20 protein-coding genes are annotated in these 23,402 nt (G+C 72.6%); 6 read left to right on the top strand and 14 right to left on the bottom strand.

Going from position 1 to position 23,402, the window contains the following annotated elements; genetic code table 11:
- Nucleotides 1-167 precede the first annotated feature (167 nt).
- A complete protein-coding gene (locus OIM89_RS15370; RefSeq protein WP_264491357.1) occupies nt 168-1,985 on the bottom strand; it encodes an SDR family oxidoreductase in 1,818 nt (605 codons plus the stop codon).
- Between the two features lie 296 nt (nt 1,986-2,281).
- Here OIM89_RS15370 and OIM89_RS15375 point away from each other — a divergent pair, with 296 nt between their 5' ends.
- The 4 genes from OIM89_RS15375 to OIM89_RS15390 are packed head-to-tail and all read left to right on the top strand — an operon-like array spanning nt 2,282 to nt 5,820.
- Nucleotides 2,282-3,301 (top strand): ABC transporter ATP-binding protein, encoded by a 1,020-nt coding sequence (locus OIM89_RS15375; protein WP_030696643.1) that lies wholly within the window; start codon nt 2,282-2,284, stop codon nt 3,299-3,301.
- Complete coding sequence (locus OIM89_RS15380; protein ID WP_030696642.1) at nt 3,298-4,179, top strand: ABC transporter permease; 882 nt, start codon at nt 3,298-3,300, stop codon at nt 4,177-4,179. The genes OIM89_RS15375 and OIM89_RS15380 overlap by 4 nt, the downstream gene beginning before the upstream one ends.
- Complete coding sequence (locus OIM89_RS15385; RefSeq protein ID WP_238469309.1) at nt 4,176-5,087, top strand: ABC transporter ATP-binding protein; 912 nt, start codon at nt 4,176-4,178, stop codon at nt 5,085-5,087. The genes OIM89_RS15380 and OIM89_RS15385 overlap by 4 nt, the downstream gene beginning before the upstream one ends.
- A gap of 13 nt (nt 5,088-5,100) precedes the next feature.
- Nucleotides 5,101-5,820: an ABC transporter permease gene (locus OIM89_RS15390; protein WP_030696641.1), complete on the top strand. Its 720-nt coding sequence runs from the start codon at nt 5,101-5,103 to the stop codon at nt 5,818-5,820.
- A gap of 12 nt (nt 5,821-5,832) precedes the next feature.
- On the opposite strand, the gene OIM89_RS15395 is transcribed toward OIM89_RS15390, so the two are convergent.
- The 9 genes from OIM89_RS15395 to OIM89_RS15435 all read right to left on the bottom strand — a co-directional run bounded on the left by OIM89_RS15395 (nt 5,833) and on the right by OIM89_RS15435 (nt 16,031).
- Nucleotides 5,833-6,657: an HAD family hydrolase gene (locus OIM89_RS15395; protein WP_151168866.1), complete on the bottom strand. Its 825-nt coding sequence runs from the start codon at nt 6,655-6,657 to the stop codon at nt 5,833-5,835.
- 26 nt (nt 6,658-6,683) lie between these two features.
- Nucleotides 6,684-7,955 (bottom strand): serine--tRNA ligase, encoded by a 1,272-nt coding sequence (gene serS, locus OIM89_RS15400; RefSeq protein ID WP_030696639.1) that lies wholly within the window; start codon nt 7,953-7,955, stop codon nt 6,684-6,686.
- 756 nt (nt 7,956-8,711) lie between these two features.
- The gene (gene pheA, locus OIM89_RS15405) at nt 8,712-9,647 is read right to left on the bottom strand and encodes a prephenate dehydratase (protein ID WP_030696638.1); all 936 of its coding nucleotides are present in this window, start codon (nt 9,645-9,647) and stop codon (nt 8,712-8,714) included.
- A 64-nt stretch (nt 9,648-9,711) separates the two neighbouring features.
- The gene (gene efeB / locus OIM89_RS15410) at nt 9,712-10,956 is read right to left on the bottom strand and encodes an iron uptake transporter deferrochelatase/peroxidase subunit (protein ID WP_030696637.1); all 1,245 of its coding nucleotides are present in this window, start codon (nt 10,954-10,956) and stop codon (nt 9,712-9,714) included.
- Nucleotides 10,957-10,962: 6 nt separating this feature from the next.
- Entirely contained in the window at nt 10,963-13,002 is a 2,040-nt protein-coding gene (locus OIM89_RS15415; protein WP_226965520.1) for a copper resistance CopC/CopD family protein, read from the bottom strand.
- 60 nt (nt 13,003-13,062) lie between these two features.
- Nucleotides 13,063-13,599 carry a copper chaperone PCu(A)C gene (locus OIM89_RS15420; protein WP_030696635.1) on the bottom strand — a complete coding sequence of 179 codons (537 nt, stop codon included), beginning with the start codon at nt 13,597-13,599 and terminating at the stop codon, nt 13,063-13,065.
- Nucleotides 13,596-14,249 (bottom strand): SCO family protein, encoded by a 654-nt coding sequence (locus OIM89_RS15425; protein WP_226965648.1) that lies wholly within the window; start codon nt 14,247-14,249, stop codon nt 13,596-13,598. The genes OIM89_RS15420 and OIM89_RS15425 overlap by 4 nt, the downstream gene beginning before the upstream one ends.
- A gap of 78 nt (nt 14,250-14,327) precedes the next feature.
- On the bottom strand, nt 14,328-15,119 hold the full coding sequence (locus OIM89_RS15430) for a YcnI family protein (RefSeq protein ID WP_037665194.1): 792 nt from the start codon (nt 15,117-15,119) through the stop codon (nt 14,328-14,330).
- Nucleotides 15,120-15,260: 141 nt separating this feature from the next.
- Nucleotides 15,261-16,031 (bottom strand): hypothetical protein, encoded by a 771-nt coding sequence (locus OIM89_RS15435; protein ID WP_030696632.1) that lies wholly within the window; start codon nt 16,029-16,031, stop codon nt 15,261-15,263.
- 224 nt (nt 16,032-16,255) lie between these two features.
- On the opposite strand from OIM89_RS15435, the gene OIM89_RS15440 reads away from it, so the two are divergent.
- Nucleotides 16,256-16,705 (top strand): ATP-binding protein, encoded by a 450-nt coding sequence (locus OIM89_RS15440; RefSeq protein WP_030696631.1) that lies wholly within the window; start codon nt 16,256-16,258, stop codon nt 16,703-16,705.
- 190 nt (nt 16,706-16,895) lie between these two features.
- Here OIM89_RS15440 and OIM89_RS15445 read toward each other — a convergent pair whose 3' ends face one another.
- Together OIM89_RS15445 and OIM89_RS15450 are read right to left on the bottom strand one after the other, a co-directional pair.
- Nucleotides 16,896-18,374 (bottom strand): aminopeptidase P family protein, encoded by a 1,479-nt coding sequence (locus tag OIM89_RS15445; RefSeq protein WP_047466440.1) that lies wholly within the window; start codon nt 18,372-18,374, stop codon nt 16,896-16,898.
- Nucleotides 18,375-18,498: 124 nt separating this feature from the next.
- On the bottom strand, nt 18,499-19,905 hold the full coding sequence (locus tag OIM89_RS15450; RefSeq protein ID WP_264491358.1) for a PP2C family protein-serine/threonine phosphatase: 1,407 nt from the start codon (nt 19,903-19,905) through the stop codon (nt 18,499-18,501).
- Between the two features lie 620 nt (nt 19,906-20,525).
- On the opposite strand from OIM89_RS15450, the gene OIM89_RS15455 reads away from it, so the two are divergent.
- Nucleotides 20,526-21,245, top strand: a complete 720-nt coding sequence (locus OIM89_RS15455) for a bifunctional DNA primase/polymerase (protein ID WP_238469317.1) — start codon at nt 20,526-20,528, stop codon at nt 21,243-21,245.
- 383 nt (nt 21,246-21,628) lie between these two features.
- Here the strand turns inward: OIM89_RS15455 and OIM89_RS15460 are convergent, their stop codons facing one another.
- Nucleotides 21,629-22,621: a DUF5926 family protein gene (locus OIM89_RS15460; protein WP_030696627.1), complete on the bottom strand. Its 993-nt coding sequence runs from the start codon at nt 22,619-22,621 to the stop codon at nt 21,629-21,631.
- A 154-nt stretch (nt 22,622-22,775) separates the two neighbouring features.
- A complete protein-coding gene (locus OIM89_RS15465) occupies nt 22,776-23,225 on the bottom strand; it encodes an ATP-binding protein (RefSeq protein WP_319802329.1) in 450 nt (149 codons plus the stop codon).
- Nucleotides 23,226-23,402: the final 177 nt, after the last annotated feature.

A 23,402-nucleotide genomic window follows, 5' to 3' on the forward strand; every position in this document is an offset into this window, starting at 1 on the left:
GAGGTTTGATCCACAGTGAGGGCCTGTTATCCACAGCTGAGACGGCCGATCCTGTGGATAACTGGGCGCCTCTGGGGGCAACTTCGCTCTCGGAGGCAGCGTGACAGCACGTCAGGCGCTTGTGGTTCAGGCGCTGTTGGCACGCTCGTCATCTCCTGTCCTGACCCTCACACCGGCGGGTTGAGCCGTGCGAAGGCCCGGGCGCCCTTCGGGGAGAGGCGAGCGAGGAGACGGCCGCCGCGCGCCTCCGGGGTGACCGGGACGACCGCGCTGTTGTCGAGCACCGCGCGCAGGATCGCGTCGGCGACCTTCTCCGGCGGGTAGTTGCGCACGCCGTAGAGCTTGGCAGCGCGCTGCTGGTGCTTGGCCTCCTCCTCCTTGCCCGCTCCGGCGAAGCGGGAGGTGCGGGTGATGCCCGTGTTGACGATGCCGGGGCATATCGCGGTGACGCCGATGGAGCGCGGGGCCAGTTCGGCGCGGAGGCTCTCGCTCAGCATGAGCACGGCGGCCTTGGAGGTGCTGTACGCGGGGAGCGTCTTCGAGGGCAGGTAGGCGGCGGCGGAGGCGAGGTTGACGATGTGGCCGCCCTGGTTCCGGTCGGCCATCTGGCGGCCGAAGAGGCGGCAGCCGTGGATGACACCCCAGAGGTTGACGTCCAGGACGCGGCGCCACTCCTCGGGCGTGGTGTCGAGGAGGGAGCCGGAGAGTCCGATTCCGGCGTTGTTGACGAGGACGTCCACCGTGCCGTACTCGGCGGCCACCTTGGCGGCGAACTTGTCCATGGCCTGCTCGTCACCGACGTCCACGGTCTCGGCCCAGGCGCGGGGCGCCCCCGCCGCGAGGGCCGCGCGCGCCGTGCCGGCCGCTCCCGCGCCGTCCCGGTCCGCGGCGATCACCCGGGCGCCGGCGGTGGCGAAGGCGAGCACGGTGGCCCGCCCGATCCCGCCGGCCGCGCCCGTGACCAGCACGAGCTGTCCGGCGAACCGCTCGGCGTACCGGGCCAGCGCCGCCCGCCGGCGGGCGCTTCCCCGGGGCCGTCCGCCCTCGACCAGGGTGAGCGAGGTGGCGCGCCCGCTCTGGCGCAGGGCCTCCTGGCTGTCGACGAACTTGCCGATCCACGCGGCGAGCTGGTCGGGACGGGTGCGCGGTACCCAGTGCTTGGCGGGGATCGTGCGGCGGACCAGCTGCGGAACCCAGGACTCCAGCTCGTCGTAGAGCCGCTGCGACAGGAAGATGTCGCCGGTCGGCGTGATCAGCTGCACCGGCGCGTGGGCGTACGGGTCGGGACGCGGGTGGCGCAGGCGGGCGCGGACGTTGTCCCGGTACAGCCAGGCGCCGTGGGCTGCGTCGTTCCCCAGGGAAGAGGTCGGGTAGTCGCCCGCCGGTACCTTCTCCAGCCGCTCCAGGATGCGCGGCCAGCGCTTGCCGAGCGGGCCGCGCCAGGCCAGCTCGGGCAGGACCGGGGTGTGCAGCATGTAGACGTACCAGGACTTGGCGCCCTGGTTGACGAGTTGTGCCAGGCGGCGCGGGGTGGGACGGGCGGCGCGCTTCTTGATCCAGTGGCCGAAGTGGTCCAGGGACGGGCCGGAGAGGGAGGTGAAGGAGGCGACGCGGCCGCGGGTGCGTTCGACGGTGGCGAACTCCCAGGACTGCACGGAGCCCCAGTCGTGGCCGACGAGGTGGACCGGGGCGTCGGGGCTGACCGCGTCCACGACGGCGAGGAAGTCGTCGGTGAGCTTCTCCAGGGTGAACCCGCCGCGCAGCGGGCGGGGCGCGGTCGACCGGCCGTGGCCTCGGACGTCGTAGAGGACGACGTGGTAGCGGTCGGCGAGGCGGGTGGCGACGCCGGACCAGACCTCCTTGGAGTCCGGGTAGCCGTGGACCAGGACGACGGTGGGCCTGCTCGCGTCGCCCAGTTCCGCGACGCGCAGCTCCACGCCGCCTGTGTGTACCGAGCGCTCACGCGCGCCGGTCAGACCCCCCATGACCTGTACTCCGTCTCTCTCGTCCGTCGCGACGGGTGGATTACGCACCGTGGCACCGACGAATCTTGCAACCAGGCGCGGCCCCGTCAATAGGCGTGCACCAGCCTTGTGGACAACTCTTCCAATAGCGGGCCGCGTTCACCCACGTGTGCTCCACGCTCCGTTCCGCGACCCCGACGCGCTCCCGTACCCCGGTACGGCCCCCTTACGGGCTCGTAATACCGGAGTCTGAGACGAGGACAACCCCGTGGTCTGACGACCTGTGTGGCGCGCACCACTACGTTCGAGGGGTGACTGTGATCGCGACCGAAAGCCTGAGCAAGCGGTACCCCAAGGTGACCGCGCTTGACCGGCTGACCATGGACGTCGGGCCCGGAGTGACCGGCCTCGTGGGGTCCAACGGTGCCGGGAAGTCCACGCTCATCAAGATTCTGCTGGGCCTGGCCCCGGCCACCGAGGGACGGGCGGAGGTGCTGGGCCTCGACGTCTCCACCCACGGGGGCGCCATCCGCGAGCGCGTCGGATACATGCCGGAGCACGACTGCCTGCCACCCGACGTCTCGGCCACCGAGTTCGTCGTGCACATGGCGCGGATGTCCGGCCTGCCTCCCACCGCGGCCCGGGAGCGCACCGCCGACACCCTGCGCCACGTGGGCCTCTACGAAGAGCGCTACCGCCCCATGGGCGGCTACTCCACCGGCATGAAGCAGCGCGTCAAGCTCGCCCAGGCCCTGGTCCACGACCCGGACCTGGTCTTCCTCGACGAGCCGACCAACGGCCTCGACCCGGTCGGCCGGGACGACATGCTGGGCCTGATCCGCCGCATCCACGCCGACTTCGGCATCTCGGTCCTGGTCACCTCCCACCTCCTCGGAGAGCTGGAGCGCACCTGCGACCACGTCGTGGTCATCGACGGCGGCAGCCTGCTCCGCTCCAGCTCCACCCGCGACTTCACCGGCGCCACCACGACGCTGGCGGTCGAGGTCACCGACACCGAGGCGCACCCGGACGGCACGGCCGCGCTGCTGGCCGCCCTCCGCGACCGGGGCGTCACGGCCGGCTCGGGCGGCGTCCTCCCCGGCGCGGGCCACAGCCTGCTCCTGGAGGAGGCCGACGACCAGACCCGCGACCTGGTCCGCGACCTCGTCGTCGACCTCGGCCTCGGCCTGGTCCGCATGGAGCAGGGCCGCCGGCACATCGCCGACGTCTTCCAGGCGGACGGCACCGGCCGGCGCCCGCACCACGACCCATCAGAGCCTCCGCCCGCCGCCGCGGCGGAGTCCCTCCGACCCACGGCGGGAGGCGGTCGGTCATGACCGTGGACAGCACACAGATCCACAACATCGGGTACCGGAAGTACGACGGCCCGCGCCTCGGCCGCGCCCACGCCCGGCGCGCCCTCTACTCCCAGAGCCTGCGCGGCGCCTACGGCCTCGGACGCTCGGCCAAGTCCAAAGTGCTGCCGATGCTCCTCTTCGCCGTGATGTGCCTCCCGGCGGCCATCATGGTCGCGGTCACGGTCACCGCCGGCCTCAAGACCCTCCCGGTCGACTACACCCGCTACGCCGTCGTCATGCAGGCCGTCATCGGTCTCTACGTGGCCTCGCAGGCACCGCAGTCGGTCTCCCGCGACCTGCGGTTCAAGACGGTGCCGCTCTACTTCTCCCGCCCCGTCGAGCGCGTCGACTACGTCCTCGCCAAGTACGCGGCGATGGCCTCGGCCCTCTTCCTCCTCACCGCCGTCCCGCTCCTGGTGCTCTACGCGGGCGCGCTTCTCGCCGAACTCGACTTCGCCGACCAGACGGCGGGATTCGGACAGGGCATGGTCTCCGTGGCACTGCTCTCGCTCCTCTTCGCCGGAATCGGGCTGGTGGTCTCGGCCGTCACGCCGCGCCGCGGCTTCGGGATCGCCGCGGTCATCGCGGTCTTCACCATCACCTACGGCGCGGTCTCCACCGTCCAGGCCATCGCCTTCCAGCAGGGCAACACCGACGCGGTCGGCTGGATCGGCCTGTTCTCCCCCATCACCCTGATCGACGGCGTGCAGACCGCCTTCCTCGGCGCCACCTCGGCCTACCCGGGCGGGGCCGGGCCGTCCACGGCGGGCGGGGCCGTCCATCTCCTCGTCGTCCTCGCCCTCATCGCCGGCTGCTACGGCCTGCTGATGCGCCGCTACCGGAAGGCCGGACTGTGACCACCCTCACCATCGACCATGCCTCCCGCTGGTTCGGGAACGTCGTCGCGGTCAACGACATCACCATGACGATCGGCCCCGGCGTCACCGGCCTCCTCGGGCCCAACGGCGCGGGCAAGTCCACGCTGATCAACATGATGGGCGGCTTCCTCGCCCCCTCCACCGGCACCGTCACCCTCGACGGCGACCCGGTCTGGCGGAACGAGTCCGTCTACCGGCAGATCGGGATCGTCCCCGAGCGCGAGGCCATGTACGACTTCCTCACCGGCCGGGAGTTCGTCGTCGCCAACGCCGAACTCCACGGCCTCGACGCCGCCGTGGCCGCCCGCGCGCTGGCCACGGTCGACATGGAGTACGCCCAGGACCGCAAGATCGCCACTTACAGCAAGGGCATGCGCCAGCGGGTCAAGATGGCCTCGGCGCTGGTGCACGACCCCTCCGTGCTCCTCCTCGACGAGCCGTTCAACGGCATGGACCCCCGCCAGCGCATGCAGCTCATGGAACTGCTGCGGCGGATGGGCGAGGAGGGCCGCACGGTGCTCTTCTCCTCGCACATCCTGGAGGAGGTCGAGCAACTCGCCTCGCACATCGAGGTGATCGTCGCCGGCCGGCACGCCGCGTCCGGGGACTTCCGCCGCATCCGGCGGCTGATGACCGACCGGCCGCACCAGTACGTGGTGCGCTCCAGCGACGACCGGGCCCTGGCCGCCGCGCTGATAGCGGACCCCTCCACCGCCGGCATCGAGGTGGACGCTCAGGAAGGGATGCTGCGCGTCCAGGCGGTCGACTTCGGGCGGTTCACCGCACTGCTGCCACGGGTGGCCCGGGACCACGGCATCAGGCTGCTGGCCGTCTCGCCGTCCGACGAGTCCCTCGAATCGGTCTTCTCCTATCTCGTCGCGGCGTAAGGAGCCTTCAGCGATGTACGACCCCACGGTCGCCCGGCTCACCTACCGGGCGCTGCTCGGCCGCCGCCGGGCCCTCATCCTCTTCGTCCTCCCCGCGCTGCTCCTCGTCATCGCGGCGGCGGTGCGGCTGCTCACCGGAGCCGACGACAGCACGGCAGAAGCCGTCCTCGGCGGGTTCTCGCTCGCCGTCATGGTGCCGATCATCGGCGTCGTCGCGGGCACCGGCGCCATCGCGCCGGAGATCGACGACGGCTCGGTGGTCTACCTGCTGGCCAAGCCGATCAAGCGGCCCACGATCATCCTGACCAAGCTGTTCGTCGCCATCGGCGTGACGATGGCCTTCTCCGCCATACCCACGCTGCTCGCCGGCTTCATCCTCAACGGCAACGGGGGCCAACTCGCCGTCGCCTACACGGTCGCGGCGCTGGTCGCCTCCATCGCCTACGCGGCGCTCTTCCTCCTGCTGGGCACCATCACCCGGCACGCCGTGGTCTTCGGCCTGGTCTACGCCCTGATCTGGGAGGGCCTCTTCGCCTCTCTCATCAGCGGAGCCCGCACCCTCAGCGTGCAGCAGTGGGCCCTGGCGGTCGCCGAGAAGGTGACCGGCGGCGAGGCCGTCGCCTCCGACGTGGCGCTGCCCACCGCCGTCATCCTGCTGGTCGCGGCGACCGTACTGGCCACCTGGTACGCGGGCCAGAAGCTGCGGAGTCTGACGGTGGCCGGGGAGGAGTGACCGGGCGGGGGGTCAGCCGGTGAGCAGGCGCTCCAGGACGACGGCGATGCCGTCCTCCGCGTTGGAGGTGGTCAGCTCGTCGGCGACGGCCTTCAGCTCGCGGTGGGCGTTGGCCATGGCGACGCCGTGGCCCGCCCAGCCGAACATCGGGATGTCGTTCGGCATGTCGCCGAAGGCGATGGTCTCGGCGCCCTTGGTGCCCAGGCGCCGGGCGGCCAGCGAGAGCCCGGTGGCCTTGGAGAGGCCCAGCGGCAGCAGCTCCACCACGCCCGGCCCGGCCATCACGACACCGACCAGGTCACCGGCGATGCGCAGCGCGGCGGCGGCCAGCTCGTCGTCGTCCAGGGCGGGGTGCTGGAGGTAGACCTTGCTGATCGGCTCGGCCCACAGGCTGTCCCGGTCGGTGGAGGGGACCGAGGCGAGGGGGCCGTCCTGGACCTGGTAGCCGGGGCCGATGAGGACCTCGCCGTGCAGGCCGTCCCGGGCGGCGGCCAGGTGCAGCGGTCCGGTCTCCGCCTCGATCTTCTCGATGGCCAGCACGGCGAGCCGGCGGTCCATCGTCAGCGAGGTGAGGAGCCGCTGCTCCCCCGCGTGGTAGACCTGCGCGCCCTGGCCGCAGACGGCGATGCCCTCGTAGCCGAGGTCGTCGAGGACGTGCCGGGTCCAGGCGACGGAGCGGCCGGTCACCACGATGTGCGCGGCACCCGCCGCGGTGGCCGCGGCGAGTGCCTCACGGGTGCGTTCGGAGACCGTGTCGTCGGGCCGCAGCAGCGTTCCGTCCAGATCGGTGGCGACGAGCTTGTACGGGAACACGGGGGCGGGACGGACGGGGCTCACGTGGTGAACGGCTCCAGACTGGGTGACTACTGCGGGTCGAGGGTTTCGCGTCCGCCGAGGTAGGGGCGGAGAACCTCCGGCACCCGCACGGAGCCGTCGGCCTGCTGGTGATTCTCCAGGATGGCGACGATGGTGCGCGGGACGGCGCACAGCGTGCCGTTGAGGGTCGCCAGCGGCTGGACCTTCTTGCCCTCGCGCATCCGCACGGACAGGCGGCGGGCCTGGAACTCCGTGCAGTTGGAGGTGGAGGTCAGCTCGCGGTACTTGCCCTGGGTGGGAATCCAGGCCTCGCAGTCGAACTTCCGCGAGGCCGAGGAGCCGAGGTCGGCGCTGGCCACGTCGATCACCTGGAAGGGCAGCTCCAGGCTCTGGAGCCACTGGATCTCCCAGTCGAGCAGCCGCTGGTGCTCGGCCTCGGCGTCCTCCGGCTCGACGTACGAGAACATCTCGACCTTGTCGAACTGGTGGACGCGGAAGATGCCCCGGGTGTCCTTGCCGTACGTGCCGGCCTCGCGGCGGAAGCACGGGGAGAAGCCGGCGTACCGCAGGGGCAGCTTGTCGGCCTCGATGATCTCGTCCATGTGGTACGCGGCGAGGGGGACCTCGGAGGTGCCGACCAGGTAGAAGTCGTCCTTCTCCAGGTGGTAGACGTCCTCGGCGGCCTGGCCGAGGAAGCCGGTGCCCTCCATCGCGCGCGGGCGGACCAGCGCGGGCGTCAGCATCGGGGTGAAGCCGGCGGCGGTGGCCTGGGCGATGGCGGCGTTGACCAGGGCCAGCTCCAGCAGGGCGCCGACGCCGGTCAGGTAGTAGAAGCGCGAGCCGGAGACCTTGGCGGCGCGCTCGACGTCGATGGCGCCGAGGGCCTCGCCGAGCTCCAGGTGGTCGCGGGGCTCGAAACCCTCGGCCGCGAAGTCGCGGATGGTGCCGTGCTTGGCGAGGACGGCGAAGTCCTCCTCGCCACCGACCGGCACGTCGGGGTGGACGAGGTTGCCCAGGCGGAGCAGGAGCTGCTTGGCCTCCTGGTCGGCCTCGTCCTTCTCGGCGTCGGCGGCCTTGACGGCGGCGGAGAGTTCGCCGGCCTTCTTCAGCAGCTCGGCCTTCTCGTCACCGGTGGCCTTGGGGATGAGCTTGCCGAGCGACTTCTGCTCGGAGCGCAGCTCGTCGAAGCGGACGCCGGACGACCTGCGCCGTTCGTCGGCGGAGAGCAGGGCGTCGACGAGCGCGACGTCCTCTCCACGGGCGCGCTGGGAGGCGCGCACACGGTCGGGGTCCTCACGAAGCAGGCGAAGGTCAATCACGCCCTCCAGGCTACCGGGGCCGTCCAGCGCCCTACGACCCGACAACGCGGGCTGTGCGAAACGTCCCTCTTCGCCCGGGGCGGCGACGGGCACGCCGGGTGTCCGGGGGACGTCCGGCCCCCGTGACGCGTACGGCGACACGAAGCCGAGGGAGCCTGCGGCGCGGATTTCCGGTTCGGATTCCGCGTCTTTCGACACCGCGGAACTCCGGAGGGAGCCGAGACCGGTGCGAGAGATTCCGCTCGCGGAGATGCCCGCGCGGAAGGCCGGGCGAGGGGCTGGGCGGAAAGCGCGTCGGCCGGGCGTTCCCGCCCCCGGGCCGGTCGGGCCCGGTGGGGGGCGGCCCGACTGCCCCGCGAAAGCGCCCACTTGGGGTGTCCGCTCCTGTTGTTGTCCACAGGAATGATGCCTCGCCGAAAGTTATCCACAGGCTGTGGGAGTGATCTGTGGATGCCGGAACGATGACTTCTGGAAGGGGTGTGCCGGTCGCCGGATTCCCGGATCAAACCTCGCACACCCGCGCTTTCGAGTGGAAATGGTTCGCCCCAAAGGGTTGATCACGAGAATTAAGGTGACGGGGCCTCTTTTGGTGCAAGGCGAAACCGTTGGAGTCGGTTCACCGGTTTGTCGATGATGTCGGACTCGCGTGTCGACTTGTCCCCAGGTCGAGAGCCGCGCCTGTGGATAACTCTGTGGACGAGGAGAACCGGCAGGTGGGGACCGCTCCACGCGGCCGCAGCCGCGGCGCCGGACCCCTCAGAACCGCCCGTCCTGGCACCGGTTCAGCCAGTCCGCGGCTGTCACGTACTCCTCGTCCGAGGTGCCGGGGCGCAGCGGTGCCAGCTCCTCCGGGCGGACGTCGGCGCGCGGGTAGGACCCCAGGAACCGCACGTCGGGGCTGAGCCGCTTGAGCCCCATCAGGGCCTCGGCCACCCGGCGGTCGGCGATGTGTCCCTCGGCGTCTACGGCGAACCAGTAGTTGCCGATGCCCGCGCCGGTCGGCCGGGACTGGATCAGCATCAGGTTGACCCCGCGCACCGCGAACTCCTGGAGCAGTTCCAGCAGCGCACCGGGGCGGTCGGGGCCGAGCCAGACGACCACCGAGGTCTTGTCGGCGCCGGTCGGCGCGGACGGCCGGGCCGGGCGGCCCACCAGGATGAAGCGGGTCTGCGCGTTCTCCGCGTCGTGGATCTCGGTGACCAGCGGTTCGAGGCCGTAGGTGGCCGCGGCGAACTCCCCGGCGAAGGCCGCGTCGTACCGGCCCTCCTGCACCAGGCGGGCGCCGTCGGCGTTGGAGGCGGCCGACTCCCACTGGGCCTCGGGGAGGTGGGCGGAGAGCCAGTTGCGGACCTGGGCCTGGGCCGCCGGGTGCGCGGTCACCGTCTTGATGTCGGCCAGTTCGGTGCCGGGCCGTACCAGCAGGGCGAAGGAGATCGACAGCAGCACCTCGCGGTAGATCATCAGCGGCTGTCCCACGGCCAGCTCGTCGAGGGTGGTGGTGATGCCGCCCTCCACCGAGTTCTCGATCGGCACCAGGGCGGCCGCCGCCTTCCCCGCGCGGACCGCGTCCAGCGCGGCGGGCACGGAGACCATCGGGGCGAGTTCCCGGGTGGCGGCCTCGGGGAGCTGACGGAGCGCGGCCTCGGTGAAGGTGCCTTCGGGGCCCAGATACGCGTAGCGGGTGGCTGACATGTCCGAAACCCTAGTCTCCGTGGGCGGCCCCTTCGTGGCGGCGACCACCCACCGGACAGCGCGGCTACCCCTCCAGCAGTTCCTGCCCCACGTACCCGCCCTTCGGCGCCCCGCCCGGGACGGCGTACAGGCCGCTCGCCTCGTGCCGGATGAAGGCCGAGAGCGCGTCGCCCCGGTCGAGCTTGCGCTGGACGGGGACGAAGCCGCGCAGCGGGTCGGCCTGCCAGCAGAGGAAGAGCAGCCCGGCGTCGGGCACGCCCTCGTCGTCGATGCCGTCGTGGTACGAGAAAGGGCGCCGGAGCATCGCCGCGCCGCCGTTCTGGTCGGGGCGGGTGATCCGGGCGTGCGCGTTGAGAGGGATGACCAGATCCCCGTCCTTGCCGACCCGCTCCAGGTCCGGCTCGGTGGTCTCGGTGCCGCCGGTGAGCGGGGCGCCGTCGGACTTCCGCCGCCCCATCACCGCCTCCTGACCGGCGACCGAGAGCTTCTCCCAGTCGTCGAGGAGCATCCGGATGCGCCGGAAGACGACGTACGAGCCGCCCGCCATCCAGGCCGGATCACCGTCGGCGGGGACCCGGACGCGGGCGGCGAAGTCCTCGTCGGACGGGGCCGGGTTGTTGGTGCCGTCGATCTGGCCCATCAGGTTGCGGGTGGTCATCGGCTTCTCGGTGGCGCCGGGGGAGCGGTTGAAGCCGTCCATCTGCCAGCGGACCCTGGCGGCCTGCCCGGCGTCCTTCTGCACGGCCCGCAGCGCGTGGAAGGCGACCAGCGCGTCGTCCGCGCCGATCTGCACCCACAGGTCGCCGTTGCTGCGGCGGGCGTCGAGCCGGTCCGAGGAGAACTCCGGCAGCGGGTCGAGCGCGACCGGCCGCTGCTTCTCCAGCCCGGTACGGGCGAAGAAGCTGTGGCCGAACCCGAAGGTCACGGTCAGCGCGGAAGGCCCCGCGTCCAGCGCGATCCCGGTGTCGTGGCCGCCGGCCGGGGCGGGCTCCCCCGCCATCAGCCGGGCCGCCGTCTGCGACCAGCGCCGCAGGAGCGCGGCCGCCTCCTTGCGTCCCGCCCCGGGAGCCAGGTCGAAGGCGATCAGATGGCCCCGGGCGTGCAGCGGCGTGGTGATGCCGGGCTGATGTTTCACGTGAAACATCTCGCGCCGGGAGCCCACCTCGGTCAGCGGCGTGACGGTCTCGGAGGGGGCCGCCGCCGTGTAACCGGCGGCGGCTCCCGCCACGCCGAGGGCGAGGCCGGTCGCCCCGGCGGTGCCGAGCAGGCGCCGCCGGGTCACCGGACGCTGGAGGGGAGTGTCCGCCATGGTGGTTCAGCCGATCCTTGCGTTCTTGCTCACGGTCACCTGATCGATGTCGGAGGTCCGGACGGTGACCGCGACCGTCCAGCTCCCCGCCAGCGGGATCTGCACCCCGGTGGCACTCCAGTGTCCTTCGGAGATGCGCTCCAGCGGAGCGGTGAGCGGGCCGAGTTCCTGTGCCTTCAGGGTCAGGGCCACCTTCACCTCCGGGACGTCCAGCGGCTCCTTTGCCGGGTCCTGGACGTAGACGTGCAGCGCGTTGTCGCCGCTCCGGCCCGGGTCGACGTCGAGGAGCACGGTGCCCTTGCCGTCCTTGCCGCCCGTGTCGAACGGCACGGTGAGCGAGACCGGCCCCTGCTGCTGGGCGGCGGAGGCCGAGGCGCCGGCCGCCGCCTCCTCCTCGGTACGCCCCGGCTCCGTCGTCGTCAGCACCGTGGTGACCGCCAGCACGACCACCGCGATCCCGGCCTCCAGCAGCACGGAGCGCCGCAGCCCCGACCGCTCGGAATCCCCGTCCCGCCGCTTCTTCCGGGTGGCGGCCGACGCCGCCTCCCGCTGCCGCCGCAACTGGGCCTCCCGCGCCGGGTCGGCCTGGACCGGTACCCGCGCCGTCGCGGCGGACTCCGCCACGGGCGTACCCGTCTCGGCCTCCGCGCCCTGGACGGCAGCGGGCCGCCCCCCTTCGGCGCCCTCCGACGTTTCGGCCGCTGCCACGACGGCCTCCGTACGCTCGCCGTCACCGGCGTCCGGCGCAGAGTCGGTGACCGGCTCCGCCGAATCCGGCGCGGACGCGCCCTCGCCCTCGGGCCCCGGCGACCCTGCATCCCCAGGCGCCTCCCCGAGCCGCCCCGTCCACCGGCGCGACAGCCCCGCCACCGCGACCAGCAGGGCGACCAGCCCGATCTTGACCAGCAGCAACTGCCCGTACGAGGTCCCGGTCAGCGCCGACCAGGAGCCGACCTGACGCCACGACTGGTAGAGGCCGGTCAGCGCCAGCACCACCACGGAGCCGAAGGCCACCCGGGAGAACCGCTGCACGGCGGCCCGCTCCACGGCCGGGCCCCGGTACAGCGCGACCAGCAGCGCCGTCAGCCCGCCGAGCCACGCCGCCACGGCGAGCAGGTGCAGCACGTCCACCGGCATCGCGACGCCCGCCTGGAGCCCGGTCGAGGCGTGCTCGGACAAGGCCCAGGTCGCCGCGAGCCCCGCCGCGACGACCGTCCCGCCGATCGCCAGACCGAAGGTCAGGTCGCGCCGCTCCTTCGGGTCCTCGCGCCGCGCGTACGCACCGAAGAGGACGGCGACGAAGAGGGCGGCCGCGGCCAGCAGCAGCAGCCGGGAGACCAGCGCCGCCCCGGTCTTGGTCTCCAGGACGCCCCCCAGCACCTCCAGGTCGAAGACGTCCCCGAGCTTGCCGGAGCCCGCGTAGGGCCCGCGCAGCAGCAGCATCGCGAGGGTCGCCGCCGTCAGCCCGACCCAGCTGAACGCCACCAGCCGCTGCATCGGCCGCACCGCGGCCCCGCGCGGCCAGCAGGCCAGCACGAAGGCGGCCCCGCCCACCAGCAGTGTGAACCCGGCGTACGAGAGGTAACGGGCGATGCCGTAGAGCGCGCCGACGGCCCCGCCGCCCGACGCCTGGTCGGGGACGGCCGCGCTGGTCTCGGACGGGGCGCCGATGGAGAAGGTGAACGCGCCGGCCACCGGATGGCTGTCGGCCGAGACGACCTGGTACGCCACGGTGAAGGTGCCGTCCGGCAGCCCGGCGCGCAGCTTCACCGCGTACTGCGCGCCGCCCGAGCCGAGCGACCGGGGAGTCTCCTCGGTGTCGACGCGGTTGCCCGCCGGGTCCAGGACGCGGATGGCGTCCTCGTCGACGGCGATCTGCTCGGAGAAGGTGAGCGAGACCTCCTTCGGCGCCTGTTCGACCACCGAGTCCTGCTGCGGATCGCTCCCGGTCAGCGCCGCGTGCGCGCCGGCGCTCCCGGCCCCGGCCAGTACCGCGAGCCCGGCCAGGAGCACGGCGAGCAGGACGGGCAGCAGCCGTGCGGCCACTGCGCTCCGTGGCGCCGCGCCACCTCTGCGGAGGCCGGTTTCCGTGCAGGTCATCAGCGGTCAGCTCCTCACTGTGCCGTGGTGCTCCTGAGCAGTCCGGCCCTGTGCCGGCTGCGCCGTGCCGTGCCCGGTCCCCGACGCCTTGGCCGGGTTGTAGGTGGCCTCCTTCACCGGGAGGGAGACCTCGATCTCCCCCGACCCGCTGAAGTGCAGGGTGACCTCGACGGTGTCGCCGACCGCGGGCCGCCCGGTGAGCTCCTCGAACATCAGGTGGTTGCCGCCGCGGCTGAAGTCGAGGGTGCCGTCGGCGGGGACCTCGAACGCGTCCTGCTCGCGCATGGTCCCGTCCTTGGTGGTGTGCAGCGTGACCCGCTCGGCGGACGGGCTGGTCACCGAGGTGAGCTGGTCGGCGGCGGAACCCTTGTTGGTGACCTTGAAGAAGCCGGCCGCCAAGTCGGCGTTGACCGGCTGCGGCATGAAGGCGCCGTCCACCGACAGTTCGGGGGCGCCCGACGCCTCGGCCCCACCGTCCGAGCAGCCCGCCAGCGAGGCCGCCGCGACCAGGGCGAGCGCGGCGCCGATCAGCCGGCGCCTCACGGCTTGGCCCCGGTCAGGAGCTTCGGCAGGTCCTTCTGGTAGTCGTCGGCGGTGGCGTCGTCGCCGTACATCACGTACCCGGCGTCGTCCTTCGGGGAGAAGGCGATGACCTGCTTGCCGTGCATCGAGACCCGCTTGCCGTTCTTGTCCTTCGTCGGCTCGTCGATGGAGATGCCGATCGTGCGGGCGCCGCCCTGGATGGTGGCGAAGTCGCCGGTGAGGCCGATGAAGGCCGGGTCCTGCCCCTTCAGCCAGGAGCCGAGCACCTCGGGGGTGTCGTGCTCCGGGTCGGTGGAGACGAAGACGACCTGGAGCTTCTCCTGGTCGGCCTTGGGGAGCGCCTTCTTGGCGATGGCGATGTTGCTCATCGTCAGCGGGCAGACGTCCGGGCAGTTGGTGTAGCCGAAGTAGAGGAGGGTGGGCTTGCCCGCGGTCCGCTCGCGCAGGTCGAACTTCTTCCCCTGGGTGTCGGTGAGGACGAGGTCCGGCTTCTTGAACGGCTGGTCGAGAACGGTGGCCGCCTTCTCGGTGGCGACGTCGGAGGAGACCGACGCGACCGGCTTGTCGCCTCCCGCCGAGCCGCCGCAGGCGGTCAGGGTGAGCGCGGAGGCCGAGAGCAGGGCGGCGGCGAGCAGGGTCTTCTTGCGCATGGTGATGTCCCAGGGATCGGGTGCGGTGTGCACCGGGTGACCGTTCCACGGTCATGATCCCGGTGCACACCGCAGGGTTCAGCTGGTGGTACGCCGACGGCCGGAGAGGACGCCGAAGGCGACGCCCGCGAGGCCGACGAGGATGCCGACGACCGCGAGGATGCGGGCGGTGGAGTCGCTGGCGTCCTCGGCGGCCTGCTCGGACGACGCCTTCTCGGCGTCCTCGCCGTGGCCGGAGGCAGCGGGCTTGGCGGACTTGTCGTCCGAGGCGGCGCCGTGGCCGTCACCGGAGGCAGCCGTCAGGGCCAGCACCGGGGCCGGGGACTCGGGCTCCTCGCCCTCGGCCGGCTCCTCGATCCAGCGCACGACCTCCTTGCTGTCGTACGTCTGGATGGCCTTGAAGACGAGCTGGTCGGCGTCCTCGGGCAGCGCCCCGAGGGAGACCGGGAACTGCTGGAACTGACCCGCCTGGACACCCTTGTCCTCCGCGGTCCAGGTGACCTTGGAGACGGCCTCGGTGATCTTGTTGCCGTGGCTCTCCAGCGGCTTGTCCAGCTTCTCCTTGGTGATCTCCACGTCCCAGCCGGGGACCGGCTGCGGCATGACGGAGGTCAGCGGGTGGTCGGCCGGGAAGTTGATCTCCAGCTTCACGGTGGAGGCGTCGTCCCGTTCGTTGGGGACCTTGAAGTTGACGGTCGCGTAGCCACCCTGGGCGGCCTCGCCCTGCGGCTGCACACTCACGTGGGCGGAGGCGGGGCCGGCGAGCAGGAGGACCCCGGCGGCCGCGGCCACCGCGAGGACGGAGCCGCGCACGGCCCAGGGGCGGCGCGAGGAGGCAGGGACCACGGCGGTCACATTGTCGACAGACATGAAGGAACTCCACTTTCGGCAGTGGTGAACGGATGAGGCGGTACGTGTCCGGCGCGCGGGCGCGCGCGGACCTCGCGGCACCCCTCCCGTCCCGTCCGGGCACACCGTGAGGCGTGCGCGCGGGCGTTGCGGAGTGCCGCGTCAGACTGCGAGTACGTACACCTCGGCGGCGGGGGGACCCCGCCTGCTCACCGAGTGCTGGAGTTCGGCCGTCCGGAGCCGGGGCGGCTCGGGGGGCGAGAGATGACGGGCCCACGGCGAACCGTCGGCGCCGAGACCAGCGCGGAGGGCGCGGACCAGCCGCAGCGCGGTCCGCAGCGCGCGCACCGGCGCCCCGTGGACGCGGAGTTCGTCGCGGCCGAGTGCGGAGAGCCGCACCAGCCGGAAGAGGGCGAGGTCACCCCGGCGCAGCAGCCAGCCCGCGACGAGCGCGGCCAGCAGGTGGCCGAGGAGCATCGGCAGCGAGGGCAGCAGCCCGGCGAGCCCCGTGTGCTGGTGCAGGGAGCCGCTGTGCGGGTCGAGCCCCGCCGTGGTCAGGATCTGCTCCGCCTGGTGCGGGGAGATGGCCCCGCTGTGCCCGCAGGTCAGTTCCCCGGCGCGAGCCACCAGGGTCGCCTCGGCGGCGGCCTGGGCGGCGCCCTGCTGGGCGAGGCCGAAGAGGGCGTGCAGGCCGATCTGCCCGGCGGCCAGCGTGAGGACGATCCCGAGCAGAGAACGTTCCCGTCCGGCGAGCGCCACCGTCACGAGGAAGACCCCGAGGAAGGCGGCGGCCAGGGTCCAGCCCGGCAGGGCCAGGCAGGAGGCGAAGACGTGCCCGGCCGCGGACACCACGACGCAGACCGCGGTGAACACCGCGGCCCTCAGGAGCCGGAGACCTGTTCCGGCCTGCGCGTACGCGTGGGGGGCAGCCATGACCGGCTCATCATCGCACCGGCGCCCCCTCGGCGGTACGGCAGGTCCGCAAAGTCCGGGTACCTCAGCTTCTCGGCCCAGCGGTGCGGGCGTATGCGTATTTACCCCCCGGCGCGAGACGCCGCGCGGGCGGTCCGGGCAGGCGCCGGCAGCCGGGGGGCTTACCTCGCGGACGGCCGGGCAATACGTATCGGTATGTCGAGCCGCAGTCAGGAGGCTGGAGCATGAGCATCATGTGGTCACTCCATTTGCGGCGCGATGCCGCCAGTGTGCCGCTCGCCCGTCGCCTGCTCATCGGGTCGATGGACACCGCAGGTGTCGATCCCGACATCTCCTACGACCTGTCCGTCGCCCTGAGTGAAGCGTGTGCCAACGCGGTGGAACACGGAGGAGCGGGGTCGCCCGCACCCGAGAGCGCCTACCGGGTCACCGCCTATCTCGACGGTGAGCGATGTCGGATCGAGGTGGCCGACTCCGGTCCCGGCTTCCCCGCCCGGCCCGTCCGCAGTGTGCCGATGACCGCTCCGCAGGACGAGAGCGGCCGCGGACTGGACCTCATCGAGCAGCTCTCCGACCACGCCCACTTCGGCAACAAGCCGGGCCGGGCGGGAGCCGTGGTCTCCTTCGACAAGATCCTGAAGTGGCGCAAGGACGCCCCGCTGGTCGCCGTCTGACCACTGCCCCGGGCAGGGTGCGCGATGTTTCACGTGAAACACGGACAAGCCCCGCACGACCGGAGCCACGCCATGTTTCACGTGAAACATGACCCCGATGGATGTTTCACGTGAAACACCACGAGGGGCGTCGTTTCACGTGAAACGACGCCCCTCGTGGGGTGGGGCCCCTTGGCAGGGGCGGTGGGTGTCAGCCCTTCAGCTCGGCCATCCAGCGCTCGACCTCGTCCGAGGTGCGCGGCAGGGCGGCGGAGAGGTTCCGGTTGCCGTCCTCGGTGACCAGGATGTCGTCCTCGATCCGGACGCCGATGCCGCGGTACTCCTCCGGCACCGTCAGGTCGTCCGCCTGGAAGTACAGACCGGGCTCGACGGTGAGGCACATGCCGGGCTCCAGGGTGCCCTGGACGTAGGTCTCGGTCCGCGCGACCGCGCAGTCGTGGACGTCCATGCCGAGCATGTGGCCGGTGCCGTGGAGCGTGAAGCGGCGCTGGAGCCCCAGCTCCAGTACCCGGTCGACCGGGCCTTCGAGGATGCCCCACTCGACGAGCCGGGTGGCCAGCACGCGCTGCGCGGCCTCGTGGAAGTCCCGGTACTTGGCGCCCGGCCGCACAGCGGCGATGCCCGCCTCCTGGGCCTCGTACACGGCGTCGTAGATCTTCCGCTGGAGCGGGGAGTACGTGCCGTTGATGGGCAGGGTGCGGGTGACGTCGGCGGTGTAGAGGGTGTGCGTCTCCACGCCGGCGTCGAGCAGGAGCAGGTCGCCGGAGCGGACCTGGCCGTTGTTGCGGACCCAGTGCAGGGTGGTGGCGTGCGGGCCGGCGGCGCAGATGGAGCCGTAGCCGATGTCGTTGCCCTCGACGCGGGCGCGGAGGAAGAAGGTGCCCTCGATGTACCGCTCGGAGGTGGCCTCGGCCTTGTCCAGGACACGGACGACGTCCTCGAAGCCGCGGACGGTGGAGTCCACCGCCTTCTGGAGCTCGCGGACCTCGAAGGCGTCCTTGACCAGCCGGGCCTCGGAGAGGAAGACCTTCAGCTCCTCGTCCCGCTCGGCGGTGACCTTGTCGGCGAGGGCGGCCTCGATGCCGGCGTCGTAGCCGCGGACCACCCGGACGGGGCCGGTGGCCTCGGCCAGCGCGCCGGCCAGCTCGCGCACGTCCTTGGCGGGGAGCCCGAGCAGCTGCTCGGCCTCGGTCAGCGAGTGGCGGCGGCCCACCCACAGCTCGCCCTGCCCGTCGAGCCAGAACTCGCCGTTCTCCCGGTTGGAGCGGGGGAGCAGGTAGATGGTGGCCTCGTGGCCGGCCTCGGTCGGCTCCAGGACGAGGACGCCGTCCTCGGTCTGGTCACCGGTGAGGTACGCGTACTCGACCGAGGAGCGGAAGGCGTACTCGGTGTCGTTGGAGCGGGTCTTGAGGTTGCCTGCCGGGACGACCAGGCGCTCGCCGGGGAAGCGGGCGGAGAGGGCGGCGCGGCGGCCCGCGGTCTCGGCGGCCTGCTCGATCGGCTCCAGGTCGTGCAGCTCGGTGTCGGCCCAGCCCTGCGTCATGTTCTCCGCGAGCTCGTCGGAGAGGGCGGGGTAGAGCCCGTTCTTCCGCTGCTTGATCGGCTGCTCGCCGGCGTCCGCCACGGCCTCATCGACGTCCTTCGGGGTCTCCGAGAGTTCCTCGGCCACGGCATTCCTCCTGGGTGGGACATGGGATGTTCCTCCATCGTATGTCCGTTCCAGGCGGTGCCGAAGGGGCGTGCGGCTGTTGGTCCCGTCACCCGGGGGCGCGGGCCCGGTGGCCTGCCCCGCGTCAGTCGAAGCGGACGGCGAGCAGGACCACGTCCTCCTCGCTCTCCTCGTCGTGGAGCCCTTCGGGGAGCAGGGTGGTGAGGATGTGGTCGGCGACGGCTCCCGGGTCCTCCCGCCGGCCCCGGGGGACCGAGGCGGCGGCCGAGTGCAGCCGGGCGAAGGCCCGGTCCATCGCGTCGCCGGTCCGCCGCAGCAGCCCGTCGCTGTAGAGGAGGACGGTGTCGCCCGGCTGCGGCCGCAACTCCACGCTGGGCGCCTCCCAGCAGGCGAGCATGCCCAGCGGCGCGGAGAGCGAGGTCTCCACGAACTCGGCGCCGCGCTCGCTGACGACCACCGGCGGGCAGTGCCCGGCCCCCGCCAGCACGAGGCGCCGCCCGCGCTCCGGGCCGGGGCCCTCGGCCGGCTCGCAGTACCCGAAGAGCGCCGTCGCCGAGCGGGCGGGCTCGGTGAGCCGCAGCAGCAGTTCCAGGTCGGAGAGGACGGCGACCGGGTCCTCGCCCTCCATCACCGCGTACGCCCGCAGCGAGGCGCGCAGTCGGCCCATGGCGGCGACCGCGCTCGGGCCGGACCCGGTCACCGAGCCGATGGCGAGGCCGAGGGCGCCCTCGGGGAGCGGCAGCGCGTCGTACCAGTCGCTGCCCCCGCGCGGCCCGGTCCGGTGGCGGGCGGCGAGCCGTACCCCGGGTACCCGGGGCAGACGGCTGGGCAGCAGTTCCTCGCGGAGGGTGGCGACGGTGGCGCGGGCCGCGTCGAGGGCGAGCAGCCGGGCCAGGTGCTCCCCGGCCTGGCGGAGGTAGAGCCCGGTGAGGTGGCGGCGGCGCTCGTCGGGCTCGGCCGGCTCGTCGTAGAGCCAGACCACCGCGCCGAACCGTCCGTCGCCGCCGGTCTCCAGCGCCGCCGCGTAACTCGCCGCCCAGCCGAGCCGGGCGGCGACCTCGCGGTGGCGCGGGTCGGTGGTGTGGTCGGTGGCGAGGTCGGGGTGGCAGATCTCGCGGCGTCCGCCGGGCGGTTCGTCGAGGAGCCGGCCATGGCAGGAGGCGGCGCGTGGCACGGTCTCGATGTGGCCGAGGTCGGCACGGCCGAGGCCGAGCCCGGTGAAGGCGGCGCGGGGCCCGCCGGGGCCGCCCGGCTCCAGGGCGGCTAGGCCGCGGCGGGCGCCGACGAGCGAGGCTCCGGCGTGCAGCAACTCCCGCAGGGCGGCGTCGACGGTGGGGGTGGCGATCAGCCGTTCGGTGAGTTCGTGCAGCGTGGTGAGGTCGGAGACCCAGCCGGCGAGGCGGTCCTGGACGGCCGTCGAAGGGGACGGGGCCGGCGCGGCCGGAGGCTGCGGAGAGGGCGCGACAGTCTGCGCGGGGGCGGGAACAGCGGGATCGATTCCGGCCACATTGGGAAAGTGGGGCGCTGTCATGTTCTACGGTTTTCCGGCCGGTGCGTATTGCTCAAAAGCATCGCAAACCCCCAGGTGATTCCGCGCCGCCGACAATGGTCCACATCTACACGCAATGAAGACGAGATGTCCAGCATTGTCCTGCGGGGATTCCCCAGGTTCCTGCGGCTGGCGCGGACCCGTGGCCACCTGGGCCAAAAAGGCGAACTTGGCTCGAAAGTGTCAGCGGGAAGCGCATATTGCGGTCGACTGACCTCGTTCGGCCGAGGGAGCGCAGACGGCCCCCGGGCGAATGCTTCGGGAGGACGCGTCACAACGGCCGTGCCGGGTACGAACACCGAGAGGGTGTGGACCGGGGGCAGGCAGGGACCTTGAGGGAACCTGGCAGCCGCCCCGGGCGTCCCAGTCGACAGCGACCGCGCCCCATCCTCCCGCGGCGGAGGCGACAGGAGTCCCCGGTCCGGCAAGCGCGGTTCCGGTAAGTGCCAGGCGTCGCCGTCCTCCGCCTGGTTCCACGCACGGCCCCACGGGGCGCCCCCTGCCGCAGGCCGGGGATGTGATGCGCCAGTTTGTACGCACGGTGAAGTGACGCACGTCCAGTGTGATGACCCTCGGCGTTCAACGGAAAGGAACGAGCGCTCATGCGCGAGATCCTCGGAAGGCGACGCAAGCTCCGGTCCCGGCGCACCCGCGGGAGCGCCCCGGCGGCCTGTCCCGACCTGACCCATCCGATCGACCAGCCCGACCAGCCCGACCAGCCCGACCTGACCGGTGTGGCGGTGGCGGCGGTCCACCGGCACTGGCCGGTCGTCCCCGGCGCCCGGTCCGACCCCGCCGGCCCGACCGGCTGCGGCTGCCCGGACCCGGAGTGCGCCCTGCCCGGCGACCACCCGGCCGACCCCGGGCTCCTCGCGGCCACCACCGACGAGCGCATGGTCCGCTGGTGGTGGAGCGAACGCCCGGCCGCCCCCGTCCTCCTCGCCACCGGGCGCGGCGCCAGCGCGGTCAGCCTCCCCGCCGTGGCCGCCGCCCGCGCTCTCGCCGCCCTCGACCGGGCGGGCGTCGCCACCGGCCCCGTCCTCGCGACGCGCGACCGCTGGGCGCTGCTGGTCGCCCCGTACTCCCTGCCGCGCCTCGGCGAGCTGCTGTACGCCAAGGACCACGTCCCCGGCTCGCTGCGCTTCCACGGGGAGGGCGGCTACCTGCTCCTGCCCCCGTCGGCCAAGGACGCCGGCCGGGTCCGCTGGGAGCGTCCGCCGGCCGAGACTCCCGGCGGTCCGGCCCTGCCGGAGATCGGCGCCGTGCTCGACGCCCTCGTCGACACCCTCAACGAGACCGGCGTCAACGCCACCGACCTGTAGGACCCGACCGCCCCCGGACCACGCGCGAGCGACCCCTGTGCGGGGCGGCCGAAGAGCGCGAGCGCCGGGGGCGTACGCCAACTGACCGTGGCGTGCGGGGTGTCCGTGTGCGAGGGCGAACGTGGCCGCTGAGGCATCGCGCACGGCGCGGCCAGGGGCCCGGCCCGTCCGGAAGAGGTCCGGACATGGAAGGGCCCGGTTGCTGGCGACGGGGGATGCACCAGCAACCGGGCTACTTGAACCGTAACAAGAGATCGCCGGTTAGCAAATTCGATCGGCCTGTCCCGCGTGGGGATTTCCCTGCGGAAACGGCCTGATGTGACAGGAGTCACCGCCCGCCGGCCGCCGGACCCTGGAGGTCCGGTACGACCGGCGGCCCGGGTTCAGTTGAGCGTGACCTGCCGGTTGGTCAGGCCGCCGCGGGCCCGGCGCTCCTCGGCGGTGAGCGGAGTCTCCTCGGCGAGCGCGGCGGCGAGCCGCTCGGCGAAGGCCGCCGCGGGCTTCTCCACGTCCTCGGCCTCCATGGTGGTGGGCAGGTCCCACACCGGCACCGTCAGCCCGTGCGCCCGGAACGACCCGACGAGCCGCGTCCCTTCGCCGAGCGAGGAGGCGCCCGCCGCGTGCAGTCGCGCCAGCGCGTCGAGCAGCCGCTCCTCGCTGTGCGGCATGACCCAGCGCAGGTGGTTCTTCTCCGGCGTCCGGCACCAGTACGCCCACTCGACACCGGTCAGCCGGGCCGTGGGGATGGCGGCCTCGTTGGCCCGCTCCAGGGAGGCGGTGACCTCCGGCGAGGTCTGCCCGGCCTCGGCCTCCGGCACCCAGAACTCGAACCCGCTGTGCACCCGCGGCTCGAACGGTGCCTCGGGGTCCAGCAGCTCCTGGAGCCGGGGCCGTTCGGCGGCGGAGGCGGCGGACTGGGCGGGCAGCCGGCGCGCCTCGACGGGCGTACCGGGCTTGGCCTCCAGGGCGCGCAGCAGGGTGTCGGCCAGATCGCGGCTGAGGTCGCCGGAGGGGGTGTCGTTCTGGAGGCCGAGCAGGACGGAGCCGTCCTCGCGGCGCAGCGCGGGCCAGGCCAGCGGCAGCACGGTGGCGAGCGTCACCGAGGGCACGCCCTCGGGCAGGCCGTCCTTGAGGGTCAGTTCGACGGTGGCCGCGGGCACCAGCTCGCGCAGTGCCACCCAGTCGCCCTCACCGGCCAGCCCCTCGAAGGGGCGCTGCACCAGCTCGGTCACGGCGTGCGAGGCGGCCCGCCCGTGACACGCCTTGTAGCGGCGGCCCGAACCGCAGGGGCAGGGTTCACGGGCGCCGACGACCGGGATCTCCCCGTCGGCGAGCTGTGCCTTCTTGCCCGGCTTCTGCGGACGCTTCTTGGCCATCGGATCTCTCCCGGGTACGGCTCGTCTGGTACGGCGCGAGCCTAGCCGTTCCCCGGCGGGCGAAGGCGGCGTCCTCGGGGCCGTCACCCCCGCGTGCGCGCCGCCCCGCACCGTTCGTACGGGCGGACGCCCGCGGGGAGTTCCGGGAGTGGGCTCAGGTCAGGTCGTCGAGGGCGCCCAGGGCCTCGCTGAAGTCGAGCTCGGCCAGGGCGGAGACCGGCGGGGCGGTGATCCGCTCCGCGAAGTCCTCGCGCCGGTGGCTCGTGGAGAGGAGGGCCCAGACGGTGAGTTCGCCGCAGGCGCCGTCCCGGGTGCCCCATTCCTCGGAGAGGGCCGTGATGATGTTGAGCCCGCGGCCGCCCTTGGCCGTCACCGACGGGGTGGACGGGACCGGGCGGGTCGGGCCGCCGCCGTCCGTGACCTCCACCGTCAGCCTGCCGCGGTCGTCGACCCGCCAGGCGGCCCGTACGTCGCCGTCGCCGATGGGCGCGTCGTCGAGCGGACGGCCGTGCCGACAGGCGTTGCTCAGCAGCTCCGACAGGATCAGTACGGCGTCGTCTATGGCTGAATCCGATACTCCGCTCAGCCGCAGCTGCTCGCGCATGCGGCGTCGCGCCTTCCCCACGCCCGCAGGGCCGTGAGGAACAGCCATGCTCGACGACGTGGGCACTTCTTGTGCCACCACCAACGCCACCCCCGGACCTCCTTTGCCCCACGCCAGAGGGTGAATGCCCCATTGCATCCGGCCGGAAACCGGCCAATCCGCTCCCGGTGACGCATT

It is taken from the genome of Streptomyces sp. BI87 (genome assembly GCF_025957665.1).
Classification (GTDB): Bacteria; Actinomycetota; Actinomycetes; order Streptomycetales; family Streptomycetaceae; genus Streptomyces; species Streptomyces albidoflavus.

Excerpts from the sequence above, each read along its gene's own strand:
- OIM89_RS15370 (WP_264491357.1), bottom strand. The coding sequence starts at position 1,985 with ATGGGGGGTCTGACCGGCGCGCGTGAGCGCTCGGTACACACAGGCGGC.
- OIM89_RS15380 (WP_030696642.1), top strand. The coding sequence starts at position 3,298 with ATGACCGTGGACAGCACACAGATCCACAACATCGGGTACCGGAAGTAC.
- OIM89_RS15390 (WP_030696641.1), top strand. The coding sequence starts at position 5,101 with ATGTACGACCCCACGGTCGCCCGGCTCACCTACCGGGCGCTGCTCGGC.
- pheA (WP_030696638.1), bottom strand. The coding sequence starts at position 9,647 with ATGTCAGCCACCCGCTACGCGTATCTGGGCCCCGAAGGCACCTTCACC.
- efeB (WP_030696637.1), bottom strand. The coding sequence starts at position 10,956 with ATGGCGGACACTCCCCTCCAGCGTCCGGTGACCCGGCGGCGCCTGCTC.
- OIM89_RS15425 (WP_226965648.1), bottom strand. The coding sequence starts at position 14,249 with ATGCGCAAGAAGACCCTGCTCGCCGCCGCCCTGCTCTCGGCCTCCGCG.
- OIM89_RS15430 (WP_037665194.1), bottom strand. The coding sequence starts at position 15,119 with ATGTCTGTCGACAATGTGACCGCCGTGGTCCCTGCCTCCTCGCGCCGC.
- OIM89_RS15435 (WP_030696632.1), bottom strand. The coding sequence starts at position 16,031 with ATGGCTGCCCCCCACGCGTACGCGCAGGCCGGAACAGGTCTCCGGCTC.
- OIM89_RS15440 (WP_030696631.1), top strand. The coding sequence starts at position 16,256 with ATGAGCATCATGTGGTCACTCCATTTGCGGCGCGATGCCGCCAGTGTG.
- OIM89_RS15450 (WP_264491358.1), bottom strand. The coding sequence starts at position 19,905 with ATGACAGCGCCCCACTTTCCCAATGTGGCCGGAATCGATCCCGCTGTT.
- OIM89_RS15455 (WP_238469317.1), top strand. The coding sequence starts at position 20,526 with ATGCGCGAGATCCTCGGAAGGCGACGCAAGCTCCGGTCCCGGCGCACC.
- OIM89_RS15460 (WP_030696627.1), bottom strand. The coding sequence starts at position 22,621 with ATGGCCAAGAAGCGTCCGCAGAAGCCGGGCAAGAAGGCACAGCTCGCC.
- OIM89_RS15465 (WP_319802329.1), bottom strand. The coding sequence starts at position 23,225 with ATGCGCGAGCAGCTGCGGCTGAGCGGAGTATCGGATTCAGCCATAGAC.